This window comes from Streptomyces sp. NPDC091371 (assembly GCF_040684275.1).
Classification (GTDB): domain Bacteria; phylum Actinomycetota; class Actinomycetes; order Streptomycetales; family Streptomycetaceae; genus Streptomyces.
Genome location: NZ_JBFBFP010000001.1, coordinates 420,235 through 443,592, shown reverse-complemented (window position 1 = coordinate 443,592; position 23,358 = coordinate 420,235). Strand labels below are relative to the sequence as shown.

At 71.1% G+C, this 23,358-nt stretch carries 21 protein-coding genes; 11 read left to right on the top strand and 10 right to left on the bottom strand.

Translation table 11 applies throughout. The features are described from left to right. The first annotated feature begins 252 nt into the window (after positions 1-252). The gene (locus AB0O21_RS02225; protein ID WP_365165090.1) at positions 253-1,128 is read left to right on the top strand and encodes an HAD-IB family hydrolase; all 876 of its coding nucleotides are present in this window, start codon (positions 253-255) and stop codon (positions 1,126-1,128) included. 362 nt (positions 1,129-1,490) lie between these two features. Here the strand turns inward: AB0O21_RS02225 and AB0O21_RS02220 are convergent, their stop codons facing one another. Further along, entirely contained in the window at positions 1,491-2,312 is an 822-nt protein-coding gene (locus AB0O21_RS02220) for an oxidoreductase (protein ID WP_365165087.1), read from the bottom strand. 109 nt (positions 2,313-2,421) lie between these two features. On the opposite strand from AB0O21_RS02220, the gene AB0O21_RS02215 reads away from it, so the two are divergent. After that, the gene (locus tag AB0O21_RS02215) at positions 2,422-3,453 is read left to right on the top strand and encodes an ATP-binding protein (RefSeq protein ID WP_365165084.1); all 1,032 of its coding nucleotides are present in this window, start codon (positions 2,422-2,424) and stop codon (positions 3,451-3,453) included. On the opposite strand, the gene AB0O21_RS02210 is transcribed toward AB0O21_RS02215, so the two are convergent. After that, the gene (locus AB0O21_RS02210) at positions 3,407-4,714 is read right to left on the bottom strand and encodes a hypothetical protein (protein WP_365165081.1); all 1,308 of its coding nucleotides are present in this window, start codon (positions 4,712-4,714) and stop codon (positions 3,407-3,409) included. The two genes, AB0O21_RS02215 and AB0O21_RS02210, sit on opposite strands and share 47 nt — an antisense overlap. 252 nt (positions 4,715-4,966) lie before the next feature. Here AB0O21_RS02210 and AB0O21_RS02205 point away from each other — a divergent pair, with 252 nt between their 5' ends. From AB0O21_RS02205 to AB0O21_RS02185, 5 genes are all read left to right on the top strand, one after another. Next, entirely contained in the window at positions 4,967-7,276 is a 2,310-nt protein-coding gene (locus AB0O21_RS02205) for a SulP family inorganic anion transporter (protein ID WP_365165079.1), read from the top strand. A 184-nt stretch (positions 7,277-7,460) separates the two neighbouring features. After that, positions 7,461-9,458, top strand: coding sequence for an acetate--CoA ligase (gene acs, locus AB0O21_RS02200; RefSeq protein ID WP_365165077.1), 1,998 nt, complete (start codon positions 7,461-7,463; stop codon positions 9,456-9,458). Between the two features lie 192 nt (positions 9,459-9,650). Next, positions 9,651-11,072: a Na+/H+ antiporter NhaA gene (gene nhaA / locus AB0O21_RS02195; RefSeq protein ID WP_365165075.1), complete on the top strand. Its 1,422-nt coding sequence runs from the start codon at positions 9,651-9,653 to the stop codon at positions 11,070-11,072. A 72-nt stretch (positions 11,073-11,144) separates the two neighbouring features. After that, complete coding sequence (locus AB0O21_RS02190) at positions 11,145-11,603, top strand: phage holin family protein (protein WP_365165073.1); 459 nt, start codon at positions 11,145-11,147, stop codon at positions 11,601-11,603. Further along, positions 11,600-12,568, top strand: coding sequence for an alpha/beta hydrolase (locus AB0O21_RS02185; RefSeq protein WP_365165071.1), 969 nt, complete (start codon positions 11,600-11,602; stop codon positions 12,566-12,568). Before AB0O21_RS02190 ends, AB0O21_RS02185 begins: the two co-directional genes overlap by 4 nt. 319 nt (positions 12,569-12,887) lie before the next feature. Here the strand turns inward: AB0O21_RS02185 and AB0O21_RS02180 are convergent, their stop codons facing one another. The 3 genes from AB0O21_RS02180 to nth form a co-directional block, all read right to left on the bottom strand. Beyond that, complete coding sequence (locus tag AB0O21_RS02180) at positions 12,888-14,090, bottom strand: MarP family serine protease (protein WP_365165068.1); 1,203 nt, start codon at positions 14,088-14,090, stop codon at positions 12,888-12,890. Positions 14,091-14,103: 13 nt separating this feature from the next. Then, positions 14,104-14,826 carry a CoA pyrophosphatase gene (locus tag AB0O21_RS02175; protein ID WP_365165440.1) on the bottom strand — a complete coding sequence of 241 codons (723 nt, stop codon included), beginning with the start codon at positions 14,824-14,826 and terminating at the stop codon, positions 14,104-14,106. A 106-nt stretch (positions 14,827-14,932) separates the two neighbouring features. Then, positions 14,933-15,817 (bottom strand): endonuclease III, encoded by an 885-nt coding sequence (nth, locus tag AB0O21_RS02170; RefSeq protein WP_365165438.1) that lies wholly within the window; start codon positions 15,815-15,817, stop codon positions 14,933-14,935. A 233-nt stretch (positions 15,818-16,050) separates the two neighbouring features. On the opposite strand from nth, the gene AB0O21_RS02165 reads away from it, so the two are divergent. Continuing rightward, complete coding sequence (locus AB0O21_RS02165) at positions 16,051-16,725, top strand: Crp/Fnr family transcriptional regulator (RefSeq protein ID WP_003981529.1); 675 nt, start codon at positions 16,051-16,053, stop codon at positions 16,723-16,725. Between the two features lie 115 nt (positions 16,726-16,840). After that, on the top strand, positions 16,841-17,647 hold the full coding sequence (locus tag AB0O21_RS02160) for a nucleotidyltransferase domain-containing protein (RefSeq protein WP_365165066.1): 807 nt from the start codon (positions 16,841-16,843) through the stop codon (positions 17,645-17,647). 15 nt (positions 17,648-17,662) lie between these two features. On the opposite strand, the gene AB0O21_RS02155 is transcribed toward AB0O21_RS02160, so the two are convergent. The 4 genes from AB0O21_RS02155 to AB0O21_RS02140 form a co-directional block, all read right to left on the bottom strand. Further along, positions 17,663-18,511 (bottom strand): MBL fold metallo-hydrolase, encoded by an 849-nt coding sequence (locus AB0O21_RS02155; protein ID WP_365165063.1) that lies wholly within the window; start codon positions 18,509-18,511, stop codon positions 17,663-17,665. Further along, positions 18,508-19,464, bottom strand: coding sequence for an NUDIX hydrolase (locus AB0O21_RS02150; protein WP_365165061.1), 957 nt, complete (start codon positions 19,462-19,464; stop codon positions 18,508-18,510). Before AB0O21_RS02150 ends, AB0O21_RS02155 begins: the two co-directional genes overlap by 4 nt. Before the next feature lie 225 nt (positions 19,465-19,689). Next, positions 19,690-20,166 carry a RidA family protein gene (locus tag AB0O21_RS02145; protein WP_365165058.1) on the bottom strand — a complete coding sequence of 159 codons (477 nt, stop codon included), beginning with the start codon at positions 20,164-20,166 and terminating at the stop codon, positions 19,690-19,692. After that, positions 20,163-20,324 carry a DUF4177 domain-containing protein gene (locus tag AB0O21_RS02140; RefSeq protein WP_007264966.1) on the bottom strand — a complete coding sequence of 54 codons (162 nt, stop codon included), beginning with the start codon at positions 20,322-20,324 and terminating at the stop codon, positions 20,163-20,165. The genes AB0O21_RS02145 and AB0O21_RS02140 overlap by 4 nt, the downstream gene beginning before the upstream one ends. A 53-nt stretch (positions 20,325-20,377) precedes the next feature. On the opposite strand from AB0O21_RS02140, the gene AB0O21_RS02135 reads away from it, so the two are divergent. Both AB0O21_RS02135 and AB0O21_RS02130 read left to right on the top strand, forming a co-directional pair. Beyond that, the gene (locus tag AB0O21_RS02135; protein WP_365165056.1) at positions 20,378-21,361 is read left to right on the top strand and encodes an ArsA-related P-loop ATPase; all 984 of its coding nucleotides are present in this window, start codon (positions 20,378-20,380) and stop codon (positions 21,359-21,361) included. Beyond that, a complete protein-coding gene (locus tag AB0O21_RS02130) occupies positions 21,358-22,644 on the top strand; it encodes an ArsA family ATPase (RefSeq protein ID WP_365165053.1) in 1,287 nt (428 codons plus the stop codon). The genes AB0O21_RS02135 and AB0O21_RS02130 overlap by 4 nt, the downstream gene beginning before the upstream one ends. A 29-nt stretch (positions 22,645-22,673) precedes the next feature. Here the strand turns inward: AB0O21_RS02130 and AB0O21_RS02125 are convergent, their stop codons facing one another. Then, entirely contained in the window at positions 22,674-23,024 is a 351-nt protein-coding gene (locus AB0O21_RS02125; protein WP_319722166.1) for a WhiB family transcriptional regulator, read from the bottom strand. Between the last annotated feature and the right edge of the window lie 334 nt (positions 23,025-23,358).

Sequence of the window (23,358 nt, the reverse complement as noted above, 5' to 3'; positions counted from 1 at the left end):
GGGCCTTCGCCACGCACGGCCCCACACAAGAGGAAGGGCCGGGAGATGGTCACTTGGGGCCGAAGGCAGGGACGCGAACCGCGTCCGGACATGCGACGACCCCCGCCGGGGGGGAGAGCGGGGGTCGTCCCCACGGTCCGACTCGGGGGGGGAGGAGCCAGACCGGGTTAGCACGGTCGCGAACGATCCGTGACTTCCATGGTGTACCCGAGAGCCCTCTCAGGCAAACCCACGCGCCACACCTTACGCCGAATGGTGGGCGCATATGCTCGGGGCGTGGAAAATCAGCCCTTGCCGCACTCCTCGCCTCGCACCGCAGCCTTCTTCGACCTGGACAAGACGGTCATTGCGAAGTCGAGCACCTTGACGTTCAGCAAGTCCTTCTACCAGGGCGGACTGATCAACCGCCGCGCCGTGCTGCGCACCGCGTACACGCAGTTCATCTTCCTGGCCGGCGGCGCCGACCACGACCAGATGGAGCGGATGCGCGAATACCTGTCCGGCCTCTGCAAGGGCTGGAACGTGCAGCAGGTGCGGGAGATCGTCGCGGAAGCCCTGCACGACCTCATCGACCCGATCATCTACGACGAGGCCGCCTCCCTCATCGAGGCCCATCACACCGCGGGCCGGGACGTGGTGATCGTCTCCACGTCCGGCGCGGAAGTGGTCGAGCCGATCGGCGAGATGCTCGGCGCGGACCGGGTCGTCGCCACGCGCATGGTCGTGGGCGAGGACGGCTGCTTCACCGGGGAGATCGAGTACTACGCGTACGGGCCCACGAAGGCGGAGGCCGTCCGCGAGCTGGCGGAGTCCGAGGGCTACGACCTCGCCCGCTGCTACGCCTACAGCGACTCGGCCACCGACATCCCGATGCTGGAGGCGGTCGGCCACCCGCACGCCGTCAACCCCGACCGGGCGCTGCGCCGCGAGGCACTGGCCCGCGAATGGCCGGTACTGGTCTTCGACCGGCCCGTGCGGCTCAAGCAGCGGCTGCCCGGACTGTCGATGCCCGCGCGGCCCGCGCTCGTCGCCGCGGCCGCCGTGGGGGCGGCGGCCGCCACCGCCGGGCTGGTCTGGTACGCGAGCCGCCGCCGGGCCAGCGCGCTCGCCGCCGCCGCATCCACCTGATTGCCCTGACCTGCGGTGATACGGGGCGTCCGGTTCGCCCGATCCCGCCCCGGAAAGTAAAAAGTGGAGCCAGGGGTTTCGCATAGCACCGAAGCGGAGTACAAATAAAGCAACGGCCCGCGAGACCAAAGAACATCCGAGAGGATCATCTTTAAAACGCAGTAAGGCCCACGGACCGAAGCATGAACGCCGAGCACCCACGCGACGTCGACCCGTCGATTACGGGCCAGCCGCACCAGGGAACGGGCAAAGCTCCCGACCTGATGGGCAACTATCGAGGACGCTTGGTAACTGGGCGTAAATGCCAGCGGCGACACCAAAGCAGTATGGTGTCGCCGCAACCCATGTCCGGGCAAAAAACCTCAGGCCGCGCCCCGCTGCAGCGCCTCGCACACCGCCGTCGACTCGCGCACACCGAGTTCGACCGCCCGCCCGCAATGGGCGATCCAGGCGGCCATCCCCTCGGCCGTGCCGGAGACGTAGCCCTCGAAGGCCGCCAGGTACGCATCGCGCCCCTGCTCCGCGTGACCGACCTCCGCCGGGCAGATCGCCTTCGGGTCCAGACCGCTGTTGATCAGGACGATCCGCTCGGCGGCCCGCGCGACCAGCCCGTTGTAAGTGGCGAAGGGACGCAGCGCCAGCAGCTCGCCGTGCACCACCGCAGCCGTGATCAGCGCCGGGGCGGAACCGCCCGCGATGACCAGGCGGGACAGCCCGTCGAGCCGCCCCGCGACCTCCTCCGCGCTCGGCAGCGGCAGCTCCACCAGGGGCTCGTCCACCGCCTCGCCCGCCAGCCGCGGGCGGCCCACGACGTCGCCCTCCACCGTCGACCCCGACGCCACCAGGTGCAGTCGCGCCAGGACCCGCAGCGGCGACTGGCGCCAGATGCTCAGCAGCTGCCCCGCCTCGGCGGTGAGCCGCAGCGCGGCGCCGACCGTACGGGCCTCCGGCTCCGAGCCGAAGTCGGTCCGGCGGCGCACCTCCTCCAGCGCCCAGTCGGCGCCGGACAGCGCCGCACTGGCGCGGGCGCCGCGCAGGGCGGCCTCCGAGGTGATCTCTCCGCTCCGCCGGCGCATCACACGGTGCCCGTAGACCCGGTCCACGGCCTTGCGTACGGAATCCACGGAATCGGCGACACCCGGCAGCCCGGCCAGTGCGGCCAGCGGGTCAGCAGCGCTACTCATAAGTAAGGAGCCTACGCACTGCGCCCCCGTACCACCGACCCCTCCTTGGAGTGGTCTTCTTCACTCACCTTGACAACTCCCCGCTGTCGACCCACTACGCTTGGTGAACATGAAGATCGCTTTCGTGGGAAAGGGCGGCAGCGGCAAGACGACCCTGTCCTCCCTCTTCATCCGCCACCTCGCCGCCAATGAAGCCCCCGTCGTCGCGGTGGACGCCGACATCAACCAGCACCTGGGCACCGCGCTCGGACTCAGCGAGGAGGAGGCCGCCGGGCTGCCGGCCATGGGCGCGCACCTGCCCCTGATCAAGGAGTACCTGCGGGGTTCCAACCCGCGCATCGCGTCCGCCGACACGATGATCAAGACCACCCCGCCCGGCCGCGGTTCGCGCCTGTTGCGCGTCACCGAGGACAACCCGGTGTACGGGGCCTGCGCGCGCACGCTGCTGCTGGACGGGGAGCCCGTACGGCTCATGGCCACCGGACCGTTCACCGAGGCCGACCTGGGCGTGGCCTGCTACCACTCCAAGGTCGGAGCGGTCGAGCTGTGCCTCAACCACCTCGTCGACGGGCCGGACGAGTACGTGGTCGTCGACATGACGGCCGGCTCGGACTCCTTCGCCTCGGGCATGTTCACCCGCTTCGACGTGACCTTCCTGGTCGCCGAGCCGACCCGCAAGGGCGTCTCCGTCTACCGCCAGTACAAGGAGTACGCACGGGACTTCGGGGTCGCGCTGAAGGTCATCGGCAACAAGGTGCAGGGGCCGGAGGACATCGAGTTCCTCCAGGACGAGGCCGGCGAGGACCTGCTGGTCACCGTCGGGCACTCCGACTGGGTGCGGGCGATGGAGAAGGGCCGCCCGGCCGCCTTCGAGCTGCTGGAGGCGAGCAACCGGCTGGCCCTCCAGGCCCTGCAGGACACCGCCGACGACTCCTACGCGCACCGCGACTGGGGCCGGTACACCGAGCAGATGGTGCGCTTCCACCTCCGCAACGCGGAGAGCTGGGGCAATGCCAAGACCGGGGTCGACCTGGCGGACCAGATCGACCCCGATTTCGTGCTCCGCGAGGACGCGGCGGGCAGGGACGTGATCCTCAGCCCTCGTCCCCAGCAGCATCAGCCGGCTCCGCAGCCGGCTTGACGCCCGCGGGGGCGGCCGGCTTCGCCGGCGGCCCCGCGGTCAGGAACTTCGCCCAGCCCTCCTTCGGCGCCTCGCCGACGTCGAGGGTGCGCATCCACTCCACGGTCTTCGAGTCCTGGGCGTCCAGCCAGTCCGCCAGTTCACGGAACGGCACGCAGCGGACCTCGGGCTTGGTGCACATCGTCTTGATGGACTCCTCGACGGCGCGCATGTAGGTGCCGCCGTTCCAGGACTCGAAGTGGTTGCCGATGATCAGCGGCGCGCGGTTGCCCTGGTAGACGCGGTCGAAGGCCTGGCGCAGGCCGTCGCGCATCTGGTCGCCCCAGTAGGCGTGCTGTGAGGGGTCGCCCTGCGAGGTCGTCCCGGACTGGTTGACCATGTAGTTGTAGTCCATGCTCAGCGTGTCGAAGGCGCGGCCCGGCATGGGGACGAGCTGGAGCGGGATGTCCCAGAGGCCGTCCGTCTTCTTGGGCCAGATCTGCTTGCTGATGCCGCTGGAGTCGTAGCGGAAGCCCATGTCCTTGGCGGCCAGCATGAAGTTCTTCTGGCCTTCGAGGCAGGGGGTGCGGGCGCCGATGAGCTCCTTGTCGTAGTCGAACGGGAGCGCCTCCATGGCCTTCAGGCCCGCGTTGGTCTTCCAGTTCTTGACGAAGGACTTGGCCTGGTTGATCTCGCTCTTCCACTCCTCCACGGACCAGGTGCCGACGCCGCCGTCCGGACCGCAGAAGTGGCCGTTGAAGTGGGTGCCGATCTCGTTGCCCTCCAGCCAGGCCGCACGGACCTGGGTGGCGGTGTCCTTGATGCCCTGGAGGTCGCCGAAGCCGATGTCGGAGCGGCCGGGCGAGTGCTGCGGGGCCGTGTAGAGGGAGCGCTTCTCCTCGGGGAGCAGGTACACGCCGCTGAGGAAGTACGTCATGCGGGCGTTGTGCTTCTTGCCGACCTCACGGAAGTGCGAGAAGAGCTTCTGGCTGTCCTCGCCGGCCCCGTCCCACGAGAACACCACGAACTGCGGCGGCTTTTCGCCGGGCCCCAGCTTCTGCGGCTTCCGCACGTTCGGCTGGGGGCCGGTGTAGGCGGTCGAGCCGTCTCCGATGGGCCGGTTGACGCTGCCCGGGGCCTCGGGGGCGGCTGCCCCCTTCCTGGCGTTCTGAGGGCCCGCGGCCGGGGACTTGGCGGGCTCCGAGGCGGTGCACCCGGCGACCCCCAGGACCAGAGCCGTGGCGACCAGGCCGCCGGCGATCTTCTTCGTGGCGGCGATCATCCGCCCACCTCTCCCTCGCAGATCCATCCCTCGCAGGACTTCCGCGCCGCAACGTCCCATGCGGTCTGCTTTGAAGAAGGTGTGACAAGCCGGATAAAAAGCCCAATCACCCTTGAGTGCTAATTAATGGGCCATTTGCCCGTATTACCTATCACTTCCCTTTACTCTCCATTACCGTTCGTTTACTGAGTGTTGGAACTCCCGCCGCTTCACCCTCCCCAGAGCAGACCAGACCAGAGGAGACGGGACCTTATGACTGCCACCGCCAAAGACGTCCCCGCCGACCTCTCCGCCTCCGTCGCGGTCTTCCTGATCGCCCTCCCGCTCTCGCTCGGCATCGCCCTGGCCACCGGAGCCCCGCTCCAGGCGGGCCTGGTCGCCGCGGCGGTCGGGGGGATCGTGGCCGGACGGCTCGGCGGCGCCCCGCTCCAGGTGAGCGGGCCTGCGGCCGGACTCACCGTGGTCACCGCCGAGTTGATCCAGCACTACGGGTGGCGGACCACGTGCGCCATCACCGTGCTAGCCGGCTGCTGCCAGCTCGCGCTCTCCGCGCTGCGGACCGCCCGGTCGGCGCTCATGGTCAGCCCGGCCATCGTGCACGGCATGCTCGCGGGCATCGGCGTGACCATCGCACTGGCCCAGCTGCACATCGTGCTCGGCGGCACCCCGCAGAGCTCGGCCGTGGCGAACGTCCTCGGGCTGCCGGGCCAGTTGGCCGACCTCCACCCCGGCGCGCTCGGCGTCAGCACGCTGACCCTGGTCGTCCTGCTCGGCTGGCCCCGGCTGCCCGGACTGGCGGGCCGGGCCCTGCGCAAGGTGCCGGCGGCCCTCGCCGCCGTCGCCGCGGCCACCGCCTTCGCCGCGCTGGCCGGGATCAGCCTGCCCCGGGTGGACCTCCCGTCCTGGCGCAGCCACGCCCTGCCGGAGCTGCCCGAGGGGCCGGTCCTGGGCATCATCGCGGCCGTACTGACCGTCACGTTGGTGGGCAGCGTGGAGTCCCTGCTGTCCGCGGTCGCCACCGACAAGGTGATCGCCTCGGAGCGGCAGACGGCCAACCGCCCGCCGCGCGCCGACCTCGACAGGGAGCTGCGGGGGCAGGGCGCAGCGAACATCGTCTCCGGGGCGCTGGGCGGTCTGCCCATCACGGGTGTGGCCGTCCGCAGCGTGGCCAACGTCAAGTCCGGCGCGGTCAGCCGCAGGTCGGCCATCCTGCACGGCTTCTGGGTGCTGCTGGCGGCTGCACTGCTCGTCCCGGTCCTCGACCTGATTCCGCTGGCCGCGCTGGCCGCGCTGGTGATGGCGGTGGGCGTGCAGATGGTCAGCATCAATCACCTGCGCACTGTCACGCGGCACCGGGAGGCCCTGGTCTACGCGACGACCATCGCGGCCGTGGTGTTCGGCGGGGTCCTGGAGGGTGTGGCCATCGGGATCGCGGTCGCCGTCGCACTGGCCCTGCACCGCCTCGCCCGGACCCGGATCACGGTGGAACAGCTGGACGGCGGAGTCCACCGGGTGCGGGCGCGCGGGCAGTTGACCTTCCTGGCGGTGCCGCGGCTGAGCCGGGTCCTGAACCAGATCCCGCAGGACGGGCAGGCGGTGATCGAGCTGGACGGCTCGTTCATGGACCACGCGGCCTACGAGACCCTGCACGACTGGCAGGAGGCCCATGTGGCGCACGGCGGTTCGCTGAAGGTCACCGGCCGCGCCGGGTCGGCCGAGCCGCACCGGGGTGCGCCGCAGCGCGGGACGCACCAGTGCTGCCGGCCCTGGACGCCCTGGCAGAACCACTGCGACCACCGGCCGGCGCAGCCCCGTACGCCCGAGCCCGGCGGCGTGGAGGCGGCAGCCGAGGCCTTGGAGGCCGCCTCCACGGCGAAGAGGCCCCGGCGGCGCGGAGCCGGTCAACTGGCCAATGGGATCAGCGCCTTCCAGCGCGATACCGCGCCCCACGTACGGGACGAACTGGCCCGGCTGGCCCGCGAGGGGCAGCGGCCCTCGCAGCTCTTCCTCACGTGCGCGGACTCCCGCCTGGTCACCAGCATGATCACGGCCAGCGGGCCCGGCGACCTGTTCACCGTCCGCAACGTCGGCAACCTGGTCCCGCTCCCCGGCGCGGAGTCCACGGACGACTCGGTCGCGGCGGCCATCGAGTACGCCGTGGACGTGCTCAAGGTGGACAGCATCACCGTGTGCGGCCACTCGGGCTGCGGGGCCATGCAGGCCCTGCTCAGCTCCGCTCCGGGGCAGCCGATGACCCCGCTGCGCCGCTGGCTGCGGCACGGGCTGCCCAGCCTGGAGCGGATGGCCAGCCGCCACCACGCCTGGGCCCGGATCGCCGGGCGGCTCCCGGCCGACGCCGTCGAGCAGCTGTGCCTGACCAATGTGGTTCAGCAGTTGGAGCACCTGAGGGCGCACGAGTCGGTGGCCAGGCGGCTCGCCGACGGGACCCTGGAGCTGCACGGGATGTACTTCCACGTGGGTGAGGCACAGGCCTACCTGCTGTCCGAGGGCGAGGACTTCTTCGACTGCCGGGTCTTCGACAGCGTCGGGCAGAGCGCCTGAACAGGCATCTGGACCAGCATCTGAACCGATACCCTCCCGTATCCGTGCAATCGTGTGGCCCCTTCTCGCACCCTGCAGCGGGAAGGGGTCTTCGCGCGCCGTTCCCTCGCGGTACCACGACGCGAAATAGGTCTAAACCAATTGTCGGTTACCCCTTGTCACCCGGGCCACCGACTGATGAGCTATGCCCGGGGACACAACGGACACCCTGGGAAAGGGAGATCTCGTGAGCAATGAAAGCCTGGCCAATCTGCTCAAGGAGGAGCGGCGGTTCGCACCGCCCGCCGATCTGGCCGCCGCCGCCAACGTGACAGAGGCTGCGTACGCACAGGCCGACGCGGACCGGCTGGGCTTCTGGGCCGAGCAGGCCCGGCGGCTGACCTGGGCCACGGAGCCGACCGAGACGCTCGACTGGACCAACCCGCCCTTCGCGAAGTGGTTCGCGGACGGCAAGCTGAACGTCGCCTACAACTGCGTGGACCGCCACGTCGAGGCCGGCAACGGCGAGCGCGTCGCGATCCACTTCGAGGGCGAGCCCGGTGACAGCCGGGCGATCACCTACGCCCAGCTCAAGGACGAGGTCTCGCAGGCCGCCAACGCCCTGACCGAACTCGGTGTCCAGGCCGGCGACCGCGTCGCCGTCTACCTGCCGATGATCCCCGAGGCCGTCGTGGCGATGCTCGCGTGCGCCCGGATCGGCGCCGCGCACTCCGTGGTCTTCGGCGGCTTCTCCGCCGACGCCGTCGCCTCCCGCATCCAGGACGCCGACGCCAAGCTGGTCATCACCGCCGACGGCGGCTACCGCCGCGGCAAGGCGACCGCCCTGAAGCCCGCGATCGACGAGGCCGTCGCCAAGTGCCCGCAGGTCGAGCACGTGCTCGTGGTGCGGCGCACCGGCCAGGACACCGCCTTCACCGAGGGCCGCGACCTCTGGTGGCACGACCTGGTCGGCCGGCAGTCCGCGGAGCACACCCCGCAGGCCTTCGAAGCCGAGCACCCGCTGTTCATCCTCTACACCTCGGGGACCACGGGTAAGCCCAAGGGCATCCTGCACACCTCGGGCGGCTACCTCACGCAGGCCGCGTACACCCACCACGCGGTCTTCGACCTGAAGCCGGAGAGCGACGTCTACTGGTGCACCGCCGACATCGGCTGGGTGACCGGGCATTCGTACATCGTCTACGGGCCGCTCGCGAACGGCGCCACCCAGGTGATGTACGAGGGCACGCCGGACACCCCGCACCAGGGCCGCTTCTGGGAGGTCGTGCAGAAGTACGGCGTCACCATCCTCTACACGGCGCCCACGGCCATCCGTACGTTCATGAAGTGGGGCGACGACATCCCCGCGAAGTTCGACCTGTCGAGGCTGCGCGTCCTGGGCTCGGTCGGCGAGCCGATCAACCCCGAGGCCTGGATCTGGTACCGCAAGCACATCGGCGGCGACCGCTGCCCGATCGTGGACACCTGGTGGCAGACCGAGACCGGCGCGATGATGATCTCCCCGCTGCCCGGCGTCACGGAGACCAAGCCGGGCTCGGCGCAGCGCGCACTGCCCGGGATCTCCGCCACCGTCGTGGACGACGAGGCGCACGAGGTCCCGAACGGCGGCGGCGGCTACCTCGTCCTCACCGAGCCGTGGCCGTCGATGCTGCGCACGATCTGGGGCGACGACCAGCGGTTCATCGACACCTACTGGTCGCGCTTCGAGGGCAAGTACTTCGCGGGCGACGGCGCCAAGAAGGACGAGGACGGCGACATCTGGCTGCTCGGCCGGGTGGACGACGTGATGCTGGTGTCCGGCCACAACATCTCGACCACCGAGGTCGAGTCGGCGCTCGTCTCGCACCCCTCGGTCGCCGAGGCGGCCGTGGTGGGCGCGAACGACGAGACCACCGGTCAGGCCATCGTGGCCTTCGTGATCCTGCGGGGCAGCGCCTCGGAGACCGACGGCCTGGTCGCGGAGCTGCGCAACCACGTGGGCACCACCCTCGGCCCGATCGCCAAGCCGAAGCGGATCCTGCCGGTCCAGGAGCTGCCGAAGACCCGCTCCGGCAAGATCATGCGCCGTCTGCTGCGCGACGTGGCCGAGAACCGCGCCGTCGGTGACGTCACCACGCTGGCCGACTCCTCGGTGATGAGCCTGATCCAGAGCAAGCTGCCGAGCGCCTCCAGCGAGGACTGAGACACGACACGAAGGGGCATCCTGCGCGCCGCGCCGGGTGCCCCTTTCGCGCATAAGGTGATGATCACCGGATATGCCCTCGCGTACACCCTGTAAAATATTGAAAGCGTAAAAACCACAGGGTGCGCCGGGAAGTCTGGTCGGCAATGAGCTTCGCCATGCCGTCCAACCGACCCCCGGAGGTGCCCCGCTGTGGCCACGCCCGACCGCACCGATCACCAGAGCCGCAAGTTCCTCGGCCTGCTCTCGCTGCCCGAGCGGCGCTTCATCGCAGATGCCCTGCGCGCCGAGACGGTCGGCGGTGTGCTGCTCCTCGTGGCCGCGATCGCCGCCCTGATCTGGGCGAACACCCCGGGCCTGGCGGAGAGCTACAAGACCGTCAAGGACTTCCACATCGGCCCCGCCGCCCTCGGCCTGGACCTCTCGATCCAGCACTGGGCGGCCGACGGGCTGCTCGCGATCTTCTTCTTCGTGGCCGGCATCGAGCTCAAGCGCGAACTGGTAGCGGGCGACCTGCGCGACCCCAAGGCGGCAGCCCTCCCGGTCATCGCCGCCATCTGCGGCATGGCCGTCCCGGCCGGGGTGTACGCCTTCGTCAACGTCCTCGGCAGCGGCTCGATGGACGGCTGGGCCGTCCCCACCGCCACCGACATCGCCTTCGCGCTCGCCGTCCTCGCGGTCATCGGCACCTCGCTGCCCTCGGCGCTCCGCGCGTTCCTGCTGACCCTCGCCGTCGTCGACGACCTCTTCGCGATCATCATCATCGCGGTGTTCTTCACCGAGCAGATCGACTTCCTGGCGCTCGGCGGCGCGGTCGTCGGACTGGTCCTCTTCTGGTTCCTGCTGCGCCGCGGTGTGCGCGGCTGGTACGTCTACGTACCGCTCGCCCTGGCCATCTGGGGTCTGATGTACAACAGCGGCGTCCACGCCACCATCGCCGGTGTCGCGATGGGCCTGATGCTCCGCTGCCACACCAGGGAGGGCGAGCAGCACTCCCCCGGCGAACACATCGAGCACCTGGTCCGGCCGATCTCGGCCGGTCTCGCCGTACCGCTCTTCGCGCTCTTCTCCGCCGGTGTCTCCCTCTCCGACGAGGCCATCGCCGAGGTCTTCACCCGCCCCGAGACCCTCGGCGTGGTCCTCGGCCTGGTCGTCGGCAAGACGCTGGGCATCTTCGGCGGCACCTGGCTGGCCGCCCGCTTCACCAAGGCCGAGCTGAACGAGGACCTCGCCTGGCCCGACGTACTGGCCGTGGCCTCCCTCGCCGGCATCGGCTTCACCGTCTCGCTGCTGATCGGCGAACTCGCGTTCGCCGGCGACCCGGTCCTCACCGACGAGATCAAGGCCGCCGTCCTGATCGGCTCCCTCATCGCCGCGGTCATCGCCTGCGTCCTGCTCAAGCTCCGCGACCGCAAGTACAAGGCGCTCACCGAGGCCGAGGAGCGCGACGAGGACCAGGACGGCATCCCGGACATCTACGAGGAGCACAACCCGGCGTACCACCTGCGGATGGCGAAGATCTACGAGGACAGGGCCGCGGCGCACCGCCGCAAGGCAGAAGCGGCGGCCCAAGCGGCAGCCGGGGCCAGCAACGAGGCCGACCGTCCGGCATGATCTGACTGACGACGGAGGACAGCCGCCGGCGACAGACGCAGCCAACGCAGCAGACGACAAAGGGAGAGAGCGATGAGCGCAGTGGACCAAGGGGCACAGGGAGCCGAGCGCACGCTGGGCCAGCTGGTCGCCTCGGCCACCGCCGAGATGTCCGCCCTGGTGCACGACGAGATCGCCCTCGCCAAGGTGGAGATCAAGCAGGACGTCAAGGCCGCGGGCATCGGCAGCGGTGCCGCGATCGTCGCCGGGGTGCTCGTGCTCTTCTCCCTGCCGGTGCTGAGCTTCGCCGCGGCGTACGGGATCCACAATCTCGGTCTCGGCCTCGCGTGGTCCTTCCTCATCGTCGGCGTCGTGTTCTGGCTGCTCGCGGGCGTGATCGGGCTGATCGCCCGGGCCAAGTTCAAGAAGGTCAAGCCTCCGGTGAAGACCATCGAGGCCGTCAAGCAGACCTCCGCGCTCCTCGGAACCGTCAAGCCGCATCCGCGCGCGGTGAGTGACCAGGCTGTGGGTGTGGCACGCTCGTCCTCATGACAGCGCCCACGCCGGACCCCAGCACACCTCCCACTGCTGCCACGGCGGTACGGCTCGACCTCCCCGGCGGGAGAACGGTGACGCACCGGGACGTCGCCGCCAACGGCGCCCGCTTCCACGTCGCCGAGGTCGGTGACGGGCCTCTGGTGCTGCTGCTGCACGGCTTCCCGCAGTTCTGGTGGACCTGGCGGCACCAGCTGACCGCGCTCGCGGACGCCGGGTACCGGGCGGTGGCGATGGACCTGCGCGGGGTGGGCGGCAGCGACCGCACCCCGCGCGGCTACGACCCCGCCAACCTGGCGCTCGACATCACCGGGGTCGTGCGGTCCCTGGGCGAGCCGGACGCCGCCCTCGTCGGGCACGACCTGGGCGGGTACCTCGCCTGGACGGCGGCCGTGATGCGGCCGAAGCTGGTGCGCCGGCTCGTCGTCTCCTCGATGCCGCACCCGCGCCGCTGGCGTTCGGCAATGCTGTCGGACTTCGGGCAGACCAGGGCCAGTTCGCACATCTGGGGCTTCCAGCGGCCGTTCATCCCCGAGCGGCAGCTCGTCGCCGACGACGGGGCGCTCGTAGGGGAGTTGATCCGGGAGTGGTCGGGTCCCCGGCTCCAGGAGTCCATCACCGACGAGGACATCGCCGTGTACCGGCGCGCCATGTGCATCCCGTCCACCGCGCACTGCTCGGTGGAGCCGTACCGCTGGATGATGCGGTCGATGGCGCGGCCCGACGGGCTCCAGTTCAACCGGCGGATGAAGCGCCCGGTGCGGGTGCCGACGCTGCACCTGCACGGCTCGCTCGACCCGGTGATGCGGACGCGGAGCGCGGCCGGTTCCGGGGAGTACGTCGAAGCCCCGTACCGGTGGCGGCTGTTCGACGGTCTCGGGCACTTCCCGCACGAGGAGGACCCGGTGGCCTTCTCCACCGAGTTGGTGAACTGGCTCAAGGACCCCGAGCCGGACCGCTGACCACTGACCGAGTCTCACATAACCGGCATAACCAGTATGACAAGCATTCAATTGCCTGGCGCATAGGCCAATTGGCCGTCCCGTAGGGGGTTACCGACCTTGGGGCACGGGCACAGCTCGGAGTATGGGCTGGACGCACGACTACGGTGACACCGCACACGAAGACCGCTCGGCCGCAGCGCCGGGCACCCACGAGAGGACCGGCCGGCACGGCCACGACCTCCGACTCGGGATTCCGCGCATCCTGCGCCGCCGGGCCCTGTGGGTCTCGGCGCGCCTGCGTCATCCACGGACGTAGAGGGACCGCGGGTCCGCGGCGTCAGAGGGCGCAGCCCTGGCTGTCCACACGCCGGTCGGCGGTCTTGCCGATCCGGATGTCGTCGCGGATCTCGTCCACCGTCAGCGCGTAGCCGGTGTTCGGGTCGTCGAGGGACTTCGCGAAGACGACCCCGTACACCTTGCCGTCGGGCGTCAGCAGCGGGCCGCCGGAGTTGCCCTGGCGGACCGTCGCGAACAGCGAGTAGACGTCCCGTCGGACGGTGCCCCGGTGGTAGATGTCCGGACCGTTGGCGTTGATCCGCCCGCGGACGCGGGCCGCGCGCACGTCGTACGCGCCGTTCTCCGGGAAGCCGGCGACGATCGCGTCGTTGCCGCTCACCGCGTCCTTCTCGGTGAACTCCAGCGCGGGCGCCTTCAGCTTGGGCACGTCCAGGACTGCGATGTCGCGCTCCCAGTCGTAGAGCACGACCTTGCCGTCGTACAGCTTGCCCTCGCCGCCGATCTGCACGGTCGGCTCGCCGACCCCGCCGACGACGTGCGCGTTGGTCATCACCTTGCCGGGCGCGAAGACGAAGCCCGTGCCCTCCAGCACCTTGCTGCAGCTGGGCGCCGTGCCGACGACCTTCACGATCGAGCGCTTGGCCTGCTCGGTGACCGGGCTGTCGACGAGGTCCGGGTCCGGCGCCTGCACCTCCGGGATGGGCTCGTTCGAGAACGGGGTGAACACCTGCGGGAAGCCGTTGCGCGCCAGGGTGGAAGTGAAATCCGAGAACCAGCTGTCCGCCCGGTCGGGCAGCACCCGCGTCACGCCGAGGAGCACCTTGGAGTTGCGCACCTCCTTGCCCAGCGTGGGCAGCGCCGTCTGGGCCACCAGCAGCCCGATCAGCCAGGCCACCAGCAGCATCGCGACCACGTTGACCAGGGCGCCGCCGGTCGCGTCGATGATGCGCGCCGGCGACCAGGTGATCTGGCGGCGGAGCCGGTTGCCGAGGTGGGTGGTCAGGGCCTGGCCGATCGAGGCACAGACGATGATCACGACGACGACGATGACCACGACCGTCGTGGACACCTGGGTGCCGTTGTCCGTCACCCGGTCCCAGATCAGCGGCAGCAAGGACACGGCGACGAGGCCACCGCCGAGGAAGCCGATCACCGACAGGATGCCGACGACGAAGCCCTGGCGGTAGCCGACGATCGCGAACCACACGGCGGCGACCAACAACAAGATGTCCAGCACGTTCACGTGGGCCACCGTCTCATGCGCGCCAGTCGAGCGGGACCTGCCGTGATCGGTCCCACGGGCGCTCCCAGCCCGCGAAGTGCAGGATCCGGTCGATGACGCCGGCGGTGAACCCCCAGACCAGAGCCGATTCGACGGTGAAGCCCGGCCCCAGATGGCCGGCCGGGTGGACGGTCGTGACCCGGTGCGCCGGGTCCGTGAGATCGGCCACGGGAACCGTGAAGACGCGGGCCGTCTCGGCCGGGTCCACGGCGCCGACGGGGCTGGGCGTACGCCACCAGCCGAGCACCGGGGTCACGACGAACTCGCTGACCGGGATGTAGAGCCGGGGCAGCACCCCGAAGATCTGCACCCCGGACGGGTCGAGGCCGGTCTCCTCCTCGGCCTCGCGCAGGGCGGCGCGCAGCGGGCCGGTGGTGGCCGGATCGCCGTCCTCCGGGTCGAGGGCGCCGCCCGGGAAGGACGGCTGGCCCGCGTGCGAGCGGAGGGTGCCGGCGCGCTCCATGAGCAGCAGCTCCGGGCCGCGGGGGCCCTCGCCGAACAGCACGAGCACGGCCGACTGCCGGCCGCGGCCGTCCGCCGGGGGCAGGAACCGGCTCAGCTGCGGCCCCTCGATGGAGCGGGCCGCCTCGGCGACGGGGGAGAGCCAGGCGGGCAGGCCGGTGGTGGACACCTTGATGCTGGTGCCCTCGCGGGCTGCCGGTGCCGTCTCGTCCGTCATATCGCTGCCGCGCGTCATAGGCATCCCCGTCCGTGTGCTTCCACACCGCCAAACGCGGTTTGGGTACCGATTCGTTCCTCCGGCTGCGGCGCCGCTGCCGGGGCTCCGCCCCGGACCCCGCTCCTCAAACGCCGGAGGGGCTGGATCTTGCCGGGGCCGGGAGGCCCGGGTAGTCCGGGGGCGGGGTCAGGCGTTGGCCCGGCTGGCCGCCCTTCTCGTACTTGAGCAGCTTCTTCGCCTTCTCCGGGTCCGTTTCGCCCTCCCCGTAGGCCGGGCACAGCGGGGCGATCGGGCAGGCTCCGCAGGCAGGCTTGCGCGAGTGGCAGATCCGGCGGCCGTGGAAGACGACCCGGTGCGAGAGCATCGTCCACTCGCTCTTCGGGAAGATCGCGCAGATCTCCGCCTCGACCTTCTCCGGGTCCTCCTGCTCGGTCCACTTCCAGCGGCGCACCAGGCGGCCGAAATGGGTGTCGACGGTGATCCCCGGGACGCCGAACGCATTGCCGAGCACCACGTTCGCCGTCTTGCGGCCGACTCCGGGTAGGGTCACGAGGTCTTCTATGCGGCCCGGGACCTCCCCGCCGAAGTTGTCCCGCAGGGCCTGTGAGAGGCCGAGCAGGGACTTGGCCTTGGCCCGGAAGAACCCGGTCGGCCGGATGAGCTCCTCCAGGTCCTCCGGAGCGGCCGCGGCCATGTCCTCCGGGGTCGGGTAAGCGGCGAAGAGGGCCGGGGTCGTCTGGTTCACCCGCAGGTCGGTGGTCTGGGCGGACAGCACCGTCGCGACGAGCAGCTCGAAGGGATTGCGGAAGTCGAGCTCTGGATGGGCGTACGGATAGATCTCGGCCAGCTCGCGGTTGATGCGGCGGGCCCTGCGCACCATGGCCAGGCGCGACTCCGGCTTGGGCGACCCTGGTTTTTTGGCCGAACCTTTGCCCTGAGGGGCGGGTCGGGGCTTCGCGGACGCCTTCCCGGAGGCTTGTTCGCCCACGGCTGAATTCTGGGCCGCCATCACTCCCGCGGACCCCTTGGCCTGTGCTCTCACCGGCTTATTGGACACCCGGCCAGCCTAAGGCCGGGCGCTGACACCCGCCCGGACCTCAGGTAACACCACCCCGATTGGTCTCCCACCGCACAGCACGCGCCTCCGTCCGGCATCCTTGGTAGTGATTGATCGCACTGTTTGAGCCGTCCGGCAAAATGGGGGACCGGTCCCCTGAGCTGGTCGACATAGGAGAGAGACTCGTGGACGACGTTCTGCGGCGCGCCCCGCTCTTCGCGGCGCTCGATGACGAGCAGGCCGCGGAGCTCCGCGCCTCCATGGGCGAGGTGACCCTCGCACGCGGCGACGCCCTGTTCCACGAGGGCGACCCCGGCGACCGGCTGTATGTCGTGACCGAGGGCAAGGTGAAGCTGCACCGCACCTCCCCCGACGGCCGCGAGAACATGCTGGCCGTCCTCGGCCCCGGCGAGCTGATCGGCGAGCTGTCGCTCTTCGACCCGGGCCCGCGCACCGCCACCGCCACCGCGCTGACCGAGGTCAAGCTGCTCGGCCTCGGCCACGGCGACCTCCAGCCCTGGCTCAACGCCCGGCCCGAGGTCGCGACCGCGCTGCTGCGCGCCGTCGCCCGCCGCCTGCGCAAGACCAACGACCAGATGTCCGACCTGGTCTTCTCCGACGTTCCCGGCCGTGTGGCGCGGGCGCTCCTGGACCTGTCGCGCCGGTTCGGCGTGCAGTCCGAAGAGGGCATCCACGTCGTGCACGACCTCACGCAGGAGGAGCTGGCGCAGCTCGTCGGCGCGTCGCGCGAGACCGTGAACAAGGCGCTGGCCGACTTCGCCGGTCGCGGGTGGCTGCGGCTCGAAGCGCGTGCGGTGATCCTGCTGGACGTGGAGCGGCTGGCGAAGCGGTCCCGCTGACGCCGGTCCTGGCCGTGTGAGGGGGTCCTGCCCGGTTGGGCGGGGCCCCCTTCGGCGTTTCCGGGTGCGGCGCGGCTGAAATCGCCCGTGGCGAGGGGACCGGCACAGTGGACGCATGGAGCACAGAGGTGTGGACGCGTACGGGTACTTCGAGCGCGAGGGGTCGCTCGGGCGGGTGCAGGACGAGTTCCGGGGGGTCGTCGCGGCCGCGCGGGAGCGGATCGTCGAGGCGTACGGGCGCCGGCTGCACAGCGCCTACCTGTACGGGTCCGTGCCGCGGGGCACCGCCCGGCCCGGGCGGTCCGACCTGGACCTGCTGCTCGCCCTGCACCACGAGCCCTCCCCCGAGGACCGGGACACCGCCGAGGTGCTGACGCAGGGGCTCGACGAGGACTTCGCACAGATCGACGGCGTCGGCCTCCTGCTCTACGGCAAGGACACCCTGCTGAGCGAGGCGGAACGATTCGACCTGGGCTGGTTCCTCGCCTGCCTGTGCACCCCGCTGCTCGGCGCGGACCTGGCCGAGCACCTGCCGCGCTACCGCCCCGACGGCCTGCTCGCCCGCGAGACCAACGGCGACCTGGCCGCACTGCTGCCCGGCTGGCGCGCCAGGGCGCAGGCGGCGTCCACCCCGCAGGAGTACCGGAGGCTGAGCCGGTTCTTCGCGCGGCGCCTGGTCCGCACCGGATTCACGCTGGTCATGCCCCGGTGGGGCGGCTGGACCAGCGACCTGGCCGAATCCGCGGAGGTCTTCGGCCTGTACTACCCCCAGCGCGCGGCGCAGATGCGGGCCGCGGCCGCCGTGGCACTGGAGCCGGTCGCGGACCCGGCGGTGCTGCGCGCGTACATCGAGGACCTGGGACCGTGGCTCGCCGACGAATACACGGCCCGGCACGGCACGAAAACCCCCCGTCCGGCCTAAGGCAAGGCCTGGAGCCTAGAGCTCGGGGCCGCCGGGGATCAGGCCGTGCTCCTGGAGGTATTCCAGCTGCGCCCTGACCGACCACTCCGCCGCGGGCCACAGCGAGCGGTCCACGTCCGCGTAGACCTGCCGGACGACCGCCTCCGGGGTGACGAAGCCGTTCTCCACGGCCGTCTCGACCTGCGCGAGCCGGTGCGCGCGGTGCGCCAGGTAGAACTCCACCGCGCCCTGCGCGTCCTCCAGCACGGGCCCGTGGCCCGGCAGGACGGTGTGCACGCCGTCGTCGACGGTGAGCGAGCGCAGCCGGCGCAGGGAGTCCAGGTAGTCGCCCAGGCGGCCGTCGGGGTGGGCGACGACGGTCGTGCCGCGGCCGAGGACGGTGTCGCCCGTCAGCACCGCCCGGTCGGCCGGCAGGTGGAAGCAGAGCGAGTCGCTGGTGTGGCCGGGGGTCGGGACCACGCGCAGCTCGAGCCCGCCCGTGCGGATCACGTCCCCGGCCGCCAGGCCCTCGTCGCCGAGGCGCAGGGCCGGGTCCAGGGCGCGCACCTTGGTGCCGGTGAGCTCGGCGAAGCGGCCGGCGCCCTCGGCGTGGTCGGGGTGGCCGTGGGTGAGCAGGGTGAGGGCGATCCGCTTGCCCGCCTGCTCGGCCGCGGCGATGACCGCGCGCAGGTGTACGTCGTCGAGCGGGCCGGGGTCGATGACGACGGCCAGGTCGGAGTCGGGCTCCGACAGCAGCCAGGTGTTGGTGCCGTCCAGGGTCATCGCGGAGGCGTTGGGGGCCAGGACGTTGACCGCGCGGGCGGTCGCGGGCCCGGAGCTGACCACTCCGCGGGGCTGTCCGGGCAGTGCGGCGGCGTCTGTCATCCGGTGCCTCCGGGGCGGTCGGGGCGGTCGGGGCGGTCGGGGCGGTCGGGGCGGTCGGGGCCGAGGCTGACGCGCTTGGTGAACTCGTCGTGGCCCGGCCAGCTGAGGACCAGCTCCCCGCCCTCCAGCGCGGCCCGGGCCAGCACCGGGGTGAGGTCCTTGCCGCCGGCCGCCGCGAGCGCGTCCGCGGCGCTCCCGTACGGCTCCAGGGAGCGCAGGGTGGTGATGGTGGGCGGCATCATCAGGAGCTCGCCCTTGTCGTACCCGGCGGCCGCGTCGGCAGGGCGGATCCAGACGGTCCGGTCGGCCTCGGTGGAGGCGTTGCGGGTGCGCTGGCCCTCGGGGAGGGCCGCGACGAAGAACCACGTGTCGTAGCGGCGCTGCTCGAACTCCGGGGTGATCCAGCGCGCCCACGCCCCGAGCAGGTCGGAGCGGAGCCTGAGGCCCCGGCGGTCGAGGAACTCCGCGAAGGACAGCTCCCGCGCCACGAGGGCCTCGCGGTCGGCCTCCCAGTCGTCGCCGGTGGTGTCCCCGACGACGGTGTCCGCGCTCTGCCCGGCGAGCAGGACGCCGGCCTCCTCGAAGGTCTCCCGTACGGCTCCGCAGACGATGGCCTGGGCGGTACGGGCGTCCGTGCCGAGCCGCTCGGCCCAGTCGGCCAGGCCGGGCCCGGCCCAGCCGACCTGGTGCTCCTCGTCGCGGGGGTCGACCCCGCCGCCGGGATAGGCGTACGCGCCTCCGGCGAAGGCCATGGAGGCCCGTCTGCGCAGCATGTGCACGGCGGGGCCGGCCGGGGTGTCGCGCAGCAGCATGACGGTGGCGGCGCGCTTCGGTTCCACCGGGGTGAGGGAGCCGTCCGCGAGCGCGCGGATGCGGTCGGGCCACTCCGGGGGGTACCACTGGCCTCCGGCGGGGGGCGGCGGGGTGGGCTGCGCCTGCTGCTCATTCGGCATGGCGGGATGCTACGGCCATCCGGCCCGATGTTCGAGGGCCGCCCGCCTGACGCCTGCCGCGGGCCGGGCGCGGCTCAAAGATCCGGGGCTCCGCCCCGCACCCCGCTCCTCAAACGCCGGAGGGGCTGGTCTTGCTCCTGCCGTCCGTCTGGTTTGAGGCGCGGGGGTCCGGGGGCGGAGCCCCCGGCAGCGGCGCCGCAGTCACGGAACCGTCCCCGAAGGGGGTCAGGCGTCGGGGGTCAGTTCGACCTGGATCTCGACCTCGACCGGGGCGTCCAGCGGGAGGACCGCCACGCCGACCGCGCTGCGGGCGTGCACGCCCTTGTCGCCGAGGACCGCGCCCAGGAGCTCGCTCGCACCGTTCAGCACGCCCGGCTGACCCGTGAAGTCGGGGGCCGAGGCGACGAAGCCGACGACCTTCACGACGCGCGCGATCTTGTCGAGGTCGCCGATGACCGACTTGACGGCGGCCAGGGCGTTCAGCGCGCACGTGGCGGCCATCTCCTTGGCCTGCTCCGCCGAGACCTCCGCGCCGACCTTGCCGGTCAGCGCCATGCTGCCCTTGACCATCGGGAGCTGGCCCGCGGTGAAGACGTACGCGCCCGACCGGACCGCCGGCTGGTAGGCGGCCAGCGGCGGGACGACCTCGGGGAGGGTCAGGCCGAGCTCGGCGAGCTTCGCTTCGACGGCGCCGGTGCTCATGCCTTCTCCCGCTTGAGGTAGGCCACGAGCTGCTCGGGGTTGTTCGGCCCGGGCACGACCTGGACGAGCTCCCAGCCGTCCTCGCCCCAGGTGTCCAGGATCTGCTTGGTGGCGTGGACCAGCAGCGGGACCGTCGCGTATTCGAACTTCTTGGTCATGGGAGCGAGGGTAGTGCCTGCGGTCCGGGGCGAAGGAATTAGGCTCGGGCTCTGTGAGCAGGCTCCAGGTGGTCAGCGGCAAGGGCGGCACCGGCAAGACCACGGTCGCCGCGGCACTCGCGCTCGCCCTCGCACGCGAGGGCAAGCGGACTCTTCTGGTGGAGGTCGAGGGCAGGCAGGGCATCGCACAGCTCTTCGGGACGGAGGCGCTCCCCTACGAGGAGCGGAAGATCGCGGTCGCGCCCGGTGGCAGCGGGGAGGTCTTCGCGCTCGCCATCGACGCCGAACGGGCACTCCTGGACTACCTCCAGATGTTCTACAAGCTCGGCTCGGCCGGCCGCGCGCTCAAGAAGCTCGGCGCCATCGACTTCGCGACGACCATCGCCCCCGGGCTGCGCGACGTGCTGCTGACGGGCAAGGCGTGCGAGGCGGTGCGGCGCAAGGACCGGGCCGGCCGGTTCGTCTACGACCACGTGATCATGGACGCGCCGCCGACCGGGCGGATCACCCGCTTCCTGAACGTCAACGACGAGGTGGCGGGCCTGGCCCGGTTCGGGCCGATCCACAACCAGGCGCAGGCCGTCATGAAGGTGCTCAAGTCCCCCGAGACGGCCGTACACCTGGTCACCCTCCTGGAGGAGATGCCCGTCCAGGAGACCGCGGACGGGATCGAGGAGCTGCGCGGGGCGGGGCTGCCCGTCGGGCGGGTCATCGTCAACATGGTGCGCCCGCACCACCTGGACGAGGACACCCTGCGGGCCGCCGCCGAGGAGCACCGCGCCGGCGTGGCGCGGGCGCTGTCCCGCGCCGGGCTGGGCGGCGCGCGCCGCGGCGGGCTCGCCGAGCGCCTGGTGGAGCCGCTGCTCGCGCAGGCCGCCGAGCACGCGAGCCGGGTGGAGCTGGAGCGCGAGCAGCGCGCCGTGCTGGGGGAGCTGGACGTGCCGACGTACGAACTCCCGCTGCTCGGCGCCGGGATGGATCTGGCCGGGCTGTACGAGCTGGCCAAGGAACTGCGCAAGCAGTCGGTGGGCGAATGAGCGAGGGGGTGGACACCGTGGGGCTGGACTCTCCGCCGCTGCTGGCGGTCGACGGGCTGCTGGACGACCCGGGGACCCGGATCATCGTGTGCTGCGGGGCGGGCGGGGTCGGCAAGACCACGACGGCCGCGGCGCTCGGCGTACGGGCGGCCGAGCGCGGGCGGAAGGCGGTCGTGCTGACCATCGACCCGGCGCGGCGGCTCGCGCAGTCGATGGGGATCGACTCGCTGGACAACACCCCGCGCGAGGTCGGCGGCGTGGGCGCCGACGGCGGCGGGTTGCACGCCATGATGCTGGACATGAAGCGGACCTTCGACGAGATCGTCGAGGCGCACGCGGACGCCGAGCGGGCCCGGGCCATCCTCGCCAACCCCTTCTACCAGTCGCTGTCGGCCGGCTTCGCGGGCACGCAGGAGTACATGGCGATGGAGAAGCTGGGGCAGCTGCGCGCCCGGGACGACTGGGACCTGATCATCGTGGACACCCCGCCGAGCCGGTCGGCGCTGGACTTCCTCGACGCGCCGAAGCGCCTCGGGTCCTTCCTGGACGGGAAGTTCATCCGGGTGCTGATGGCTCCGGCGAAGGTGGGCGGCCGGGCGGGGATGAAGTTCCTCAACGTCGGCATGTCGATCATGACCGGCACGCTCAGCAAGCTGATGGGCGCCTCGCTGCTGAAGGACGTCCAGACCTTCGTGGCCGCGATGGACACGATGTTCGGCGGTTTCCGCACCCGCGCGGACGCCACCTTCCGGCTGCTCCAGGCTCCCGGCACGGCCTTCCTCGTGGTCGCCGCGCCCGAACCGGACGCCCTGCGCGAGGCGGCGTACTTCGTGGAGCGGCTGGCCGCGGAGAAAATGCCGCTGGCCGGTCTCGTACTGAACCGGGTGCACGGCAGTGGCGCCGACCAGCTGTCCGCCGAACGGGCGTTGGCCGCCGCGGAGAATCTTGAGGACGCCGGCATTGTCGATCAGGAGTCCGGGAAAGCTGGACTTCGTGACCCGGCCGACGACGACGGCACCTCCGACGCCTCCCCCGACAGCGACAGCGACAACCCATCCGACAGCTCCCCCGTCGTCGACGGGATCACCGCGGGACTGCTGCGCCTGCACGCGGAGCGGATGCAGGTGATCGCGCGTGAGCAGCGCACACGCGACCGCTTCACCTCACTGCACCCCGAAGTGGCGGTGGCCGAAGTGGCCGCCCTGCCCGGCGATGTGCACGACCTCGCCGGGCTGCGGGCCATCGGAGAGCGACTCGCGGCCGGGGTTCCGGCCGGAGCGTAGGCGTTCGTACGTCGTGGCGGCCGCGTGGTCTACCCGGCTGCCGCGTACGTCTCGTACGGAACGTCGATCTCCGTGTCGGCATCCATGGTGAGGATGCCCGTGCTGCGCTCGTACTCCGTGCGGGCGGTTTCGAGCAGCCGTCGCCACGAGGTGACGGTGGGACGCCGGCGCAGCAGCGCGCGTCGTTCCCGCTCGGTCATTCCGCCCCACACGCCGAATTCGACGCGATTGTCGAGCGCATCGGCCAGGCACTCGGTCCGCACCGGACATCCGGTGCACACCGCCTTGGCCCTGTTCTGTGCCGCTCCTTGAACGAACAGTTCATCCGGATCGGTAGTGCGGCAGGCTGCCTGCGCACTCCAGTCGGTAACCCAGCCCATCCCGGCGCCGTCCTCTCCCGAATCGAGGCTCCCCCACGGCGGTAGCGGCATATTCACCGCTGCCAGTTGAGGACGTTACGGAAGGCGGGCACAGTGCAACACCCCCGACGGGCCCAATCTTGAATGGTCCGAACGGACTATGGGTAAGCGGCAGATCACCCGACGGAGTGATCGGACGACATGCCCGACCATTCCGGCGATTCGGGTGGAATCGGCGGAGTGCGCTCAACGCAGCAGGTGGGATTCGGACATGAGTCCACCCCATTCGGGAAGGGTGAAAATCAAGCCGAGGGGTTGATGTGACACCCGACTGCTGTGACAGTTGGGGACAGCT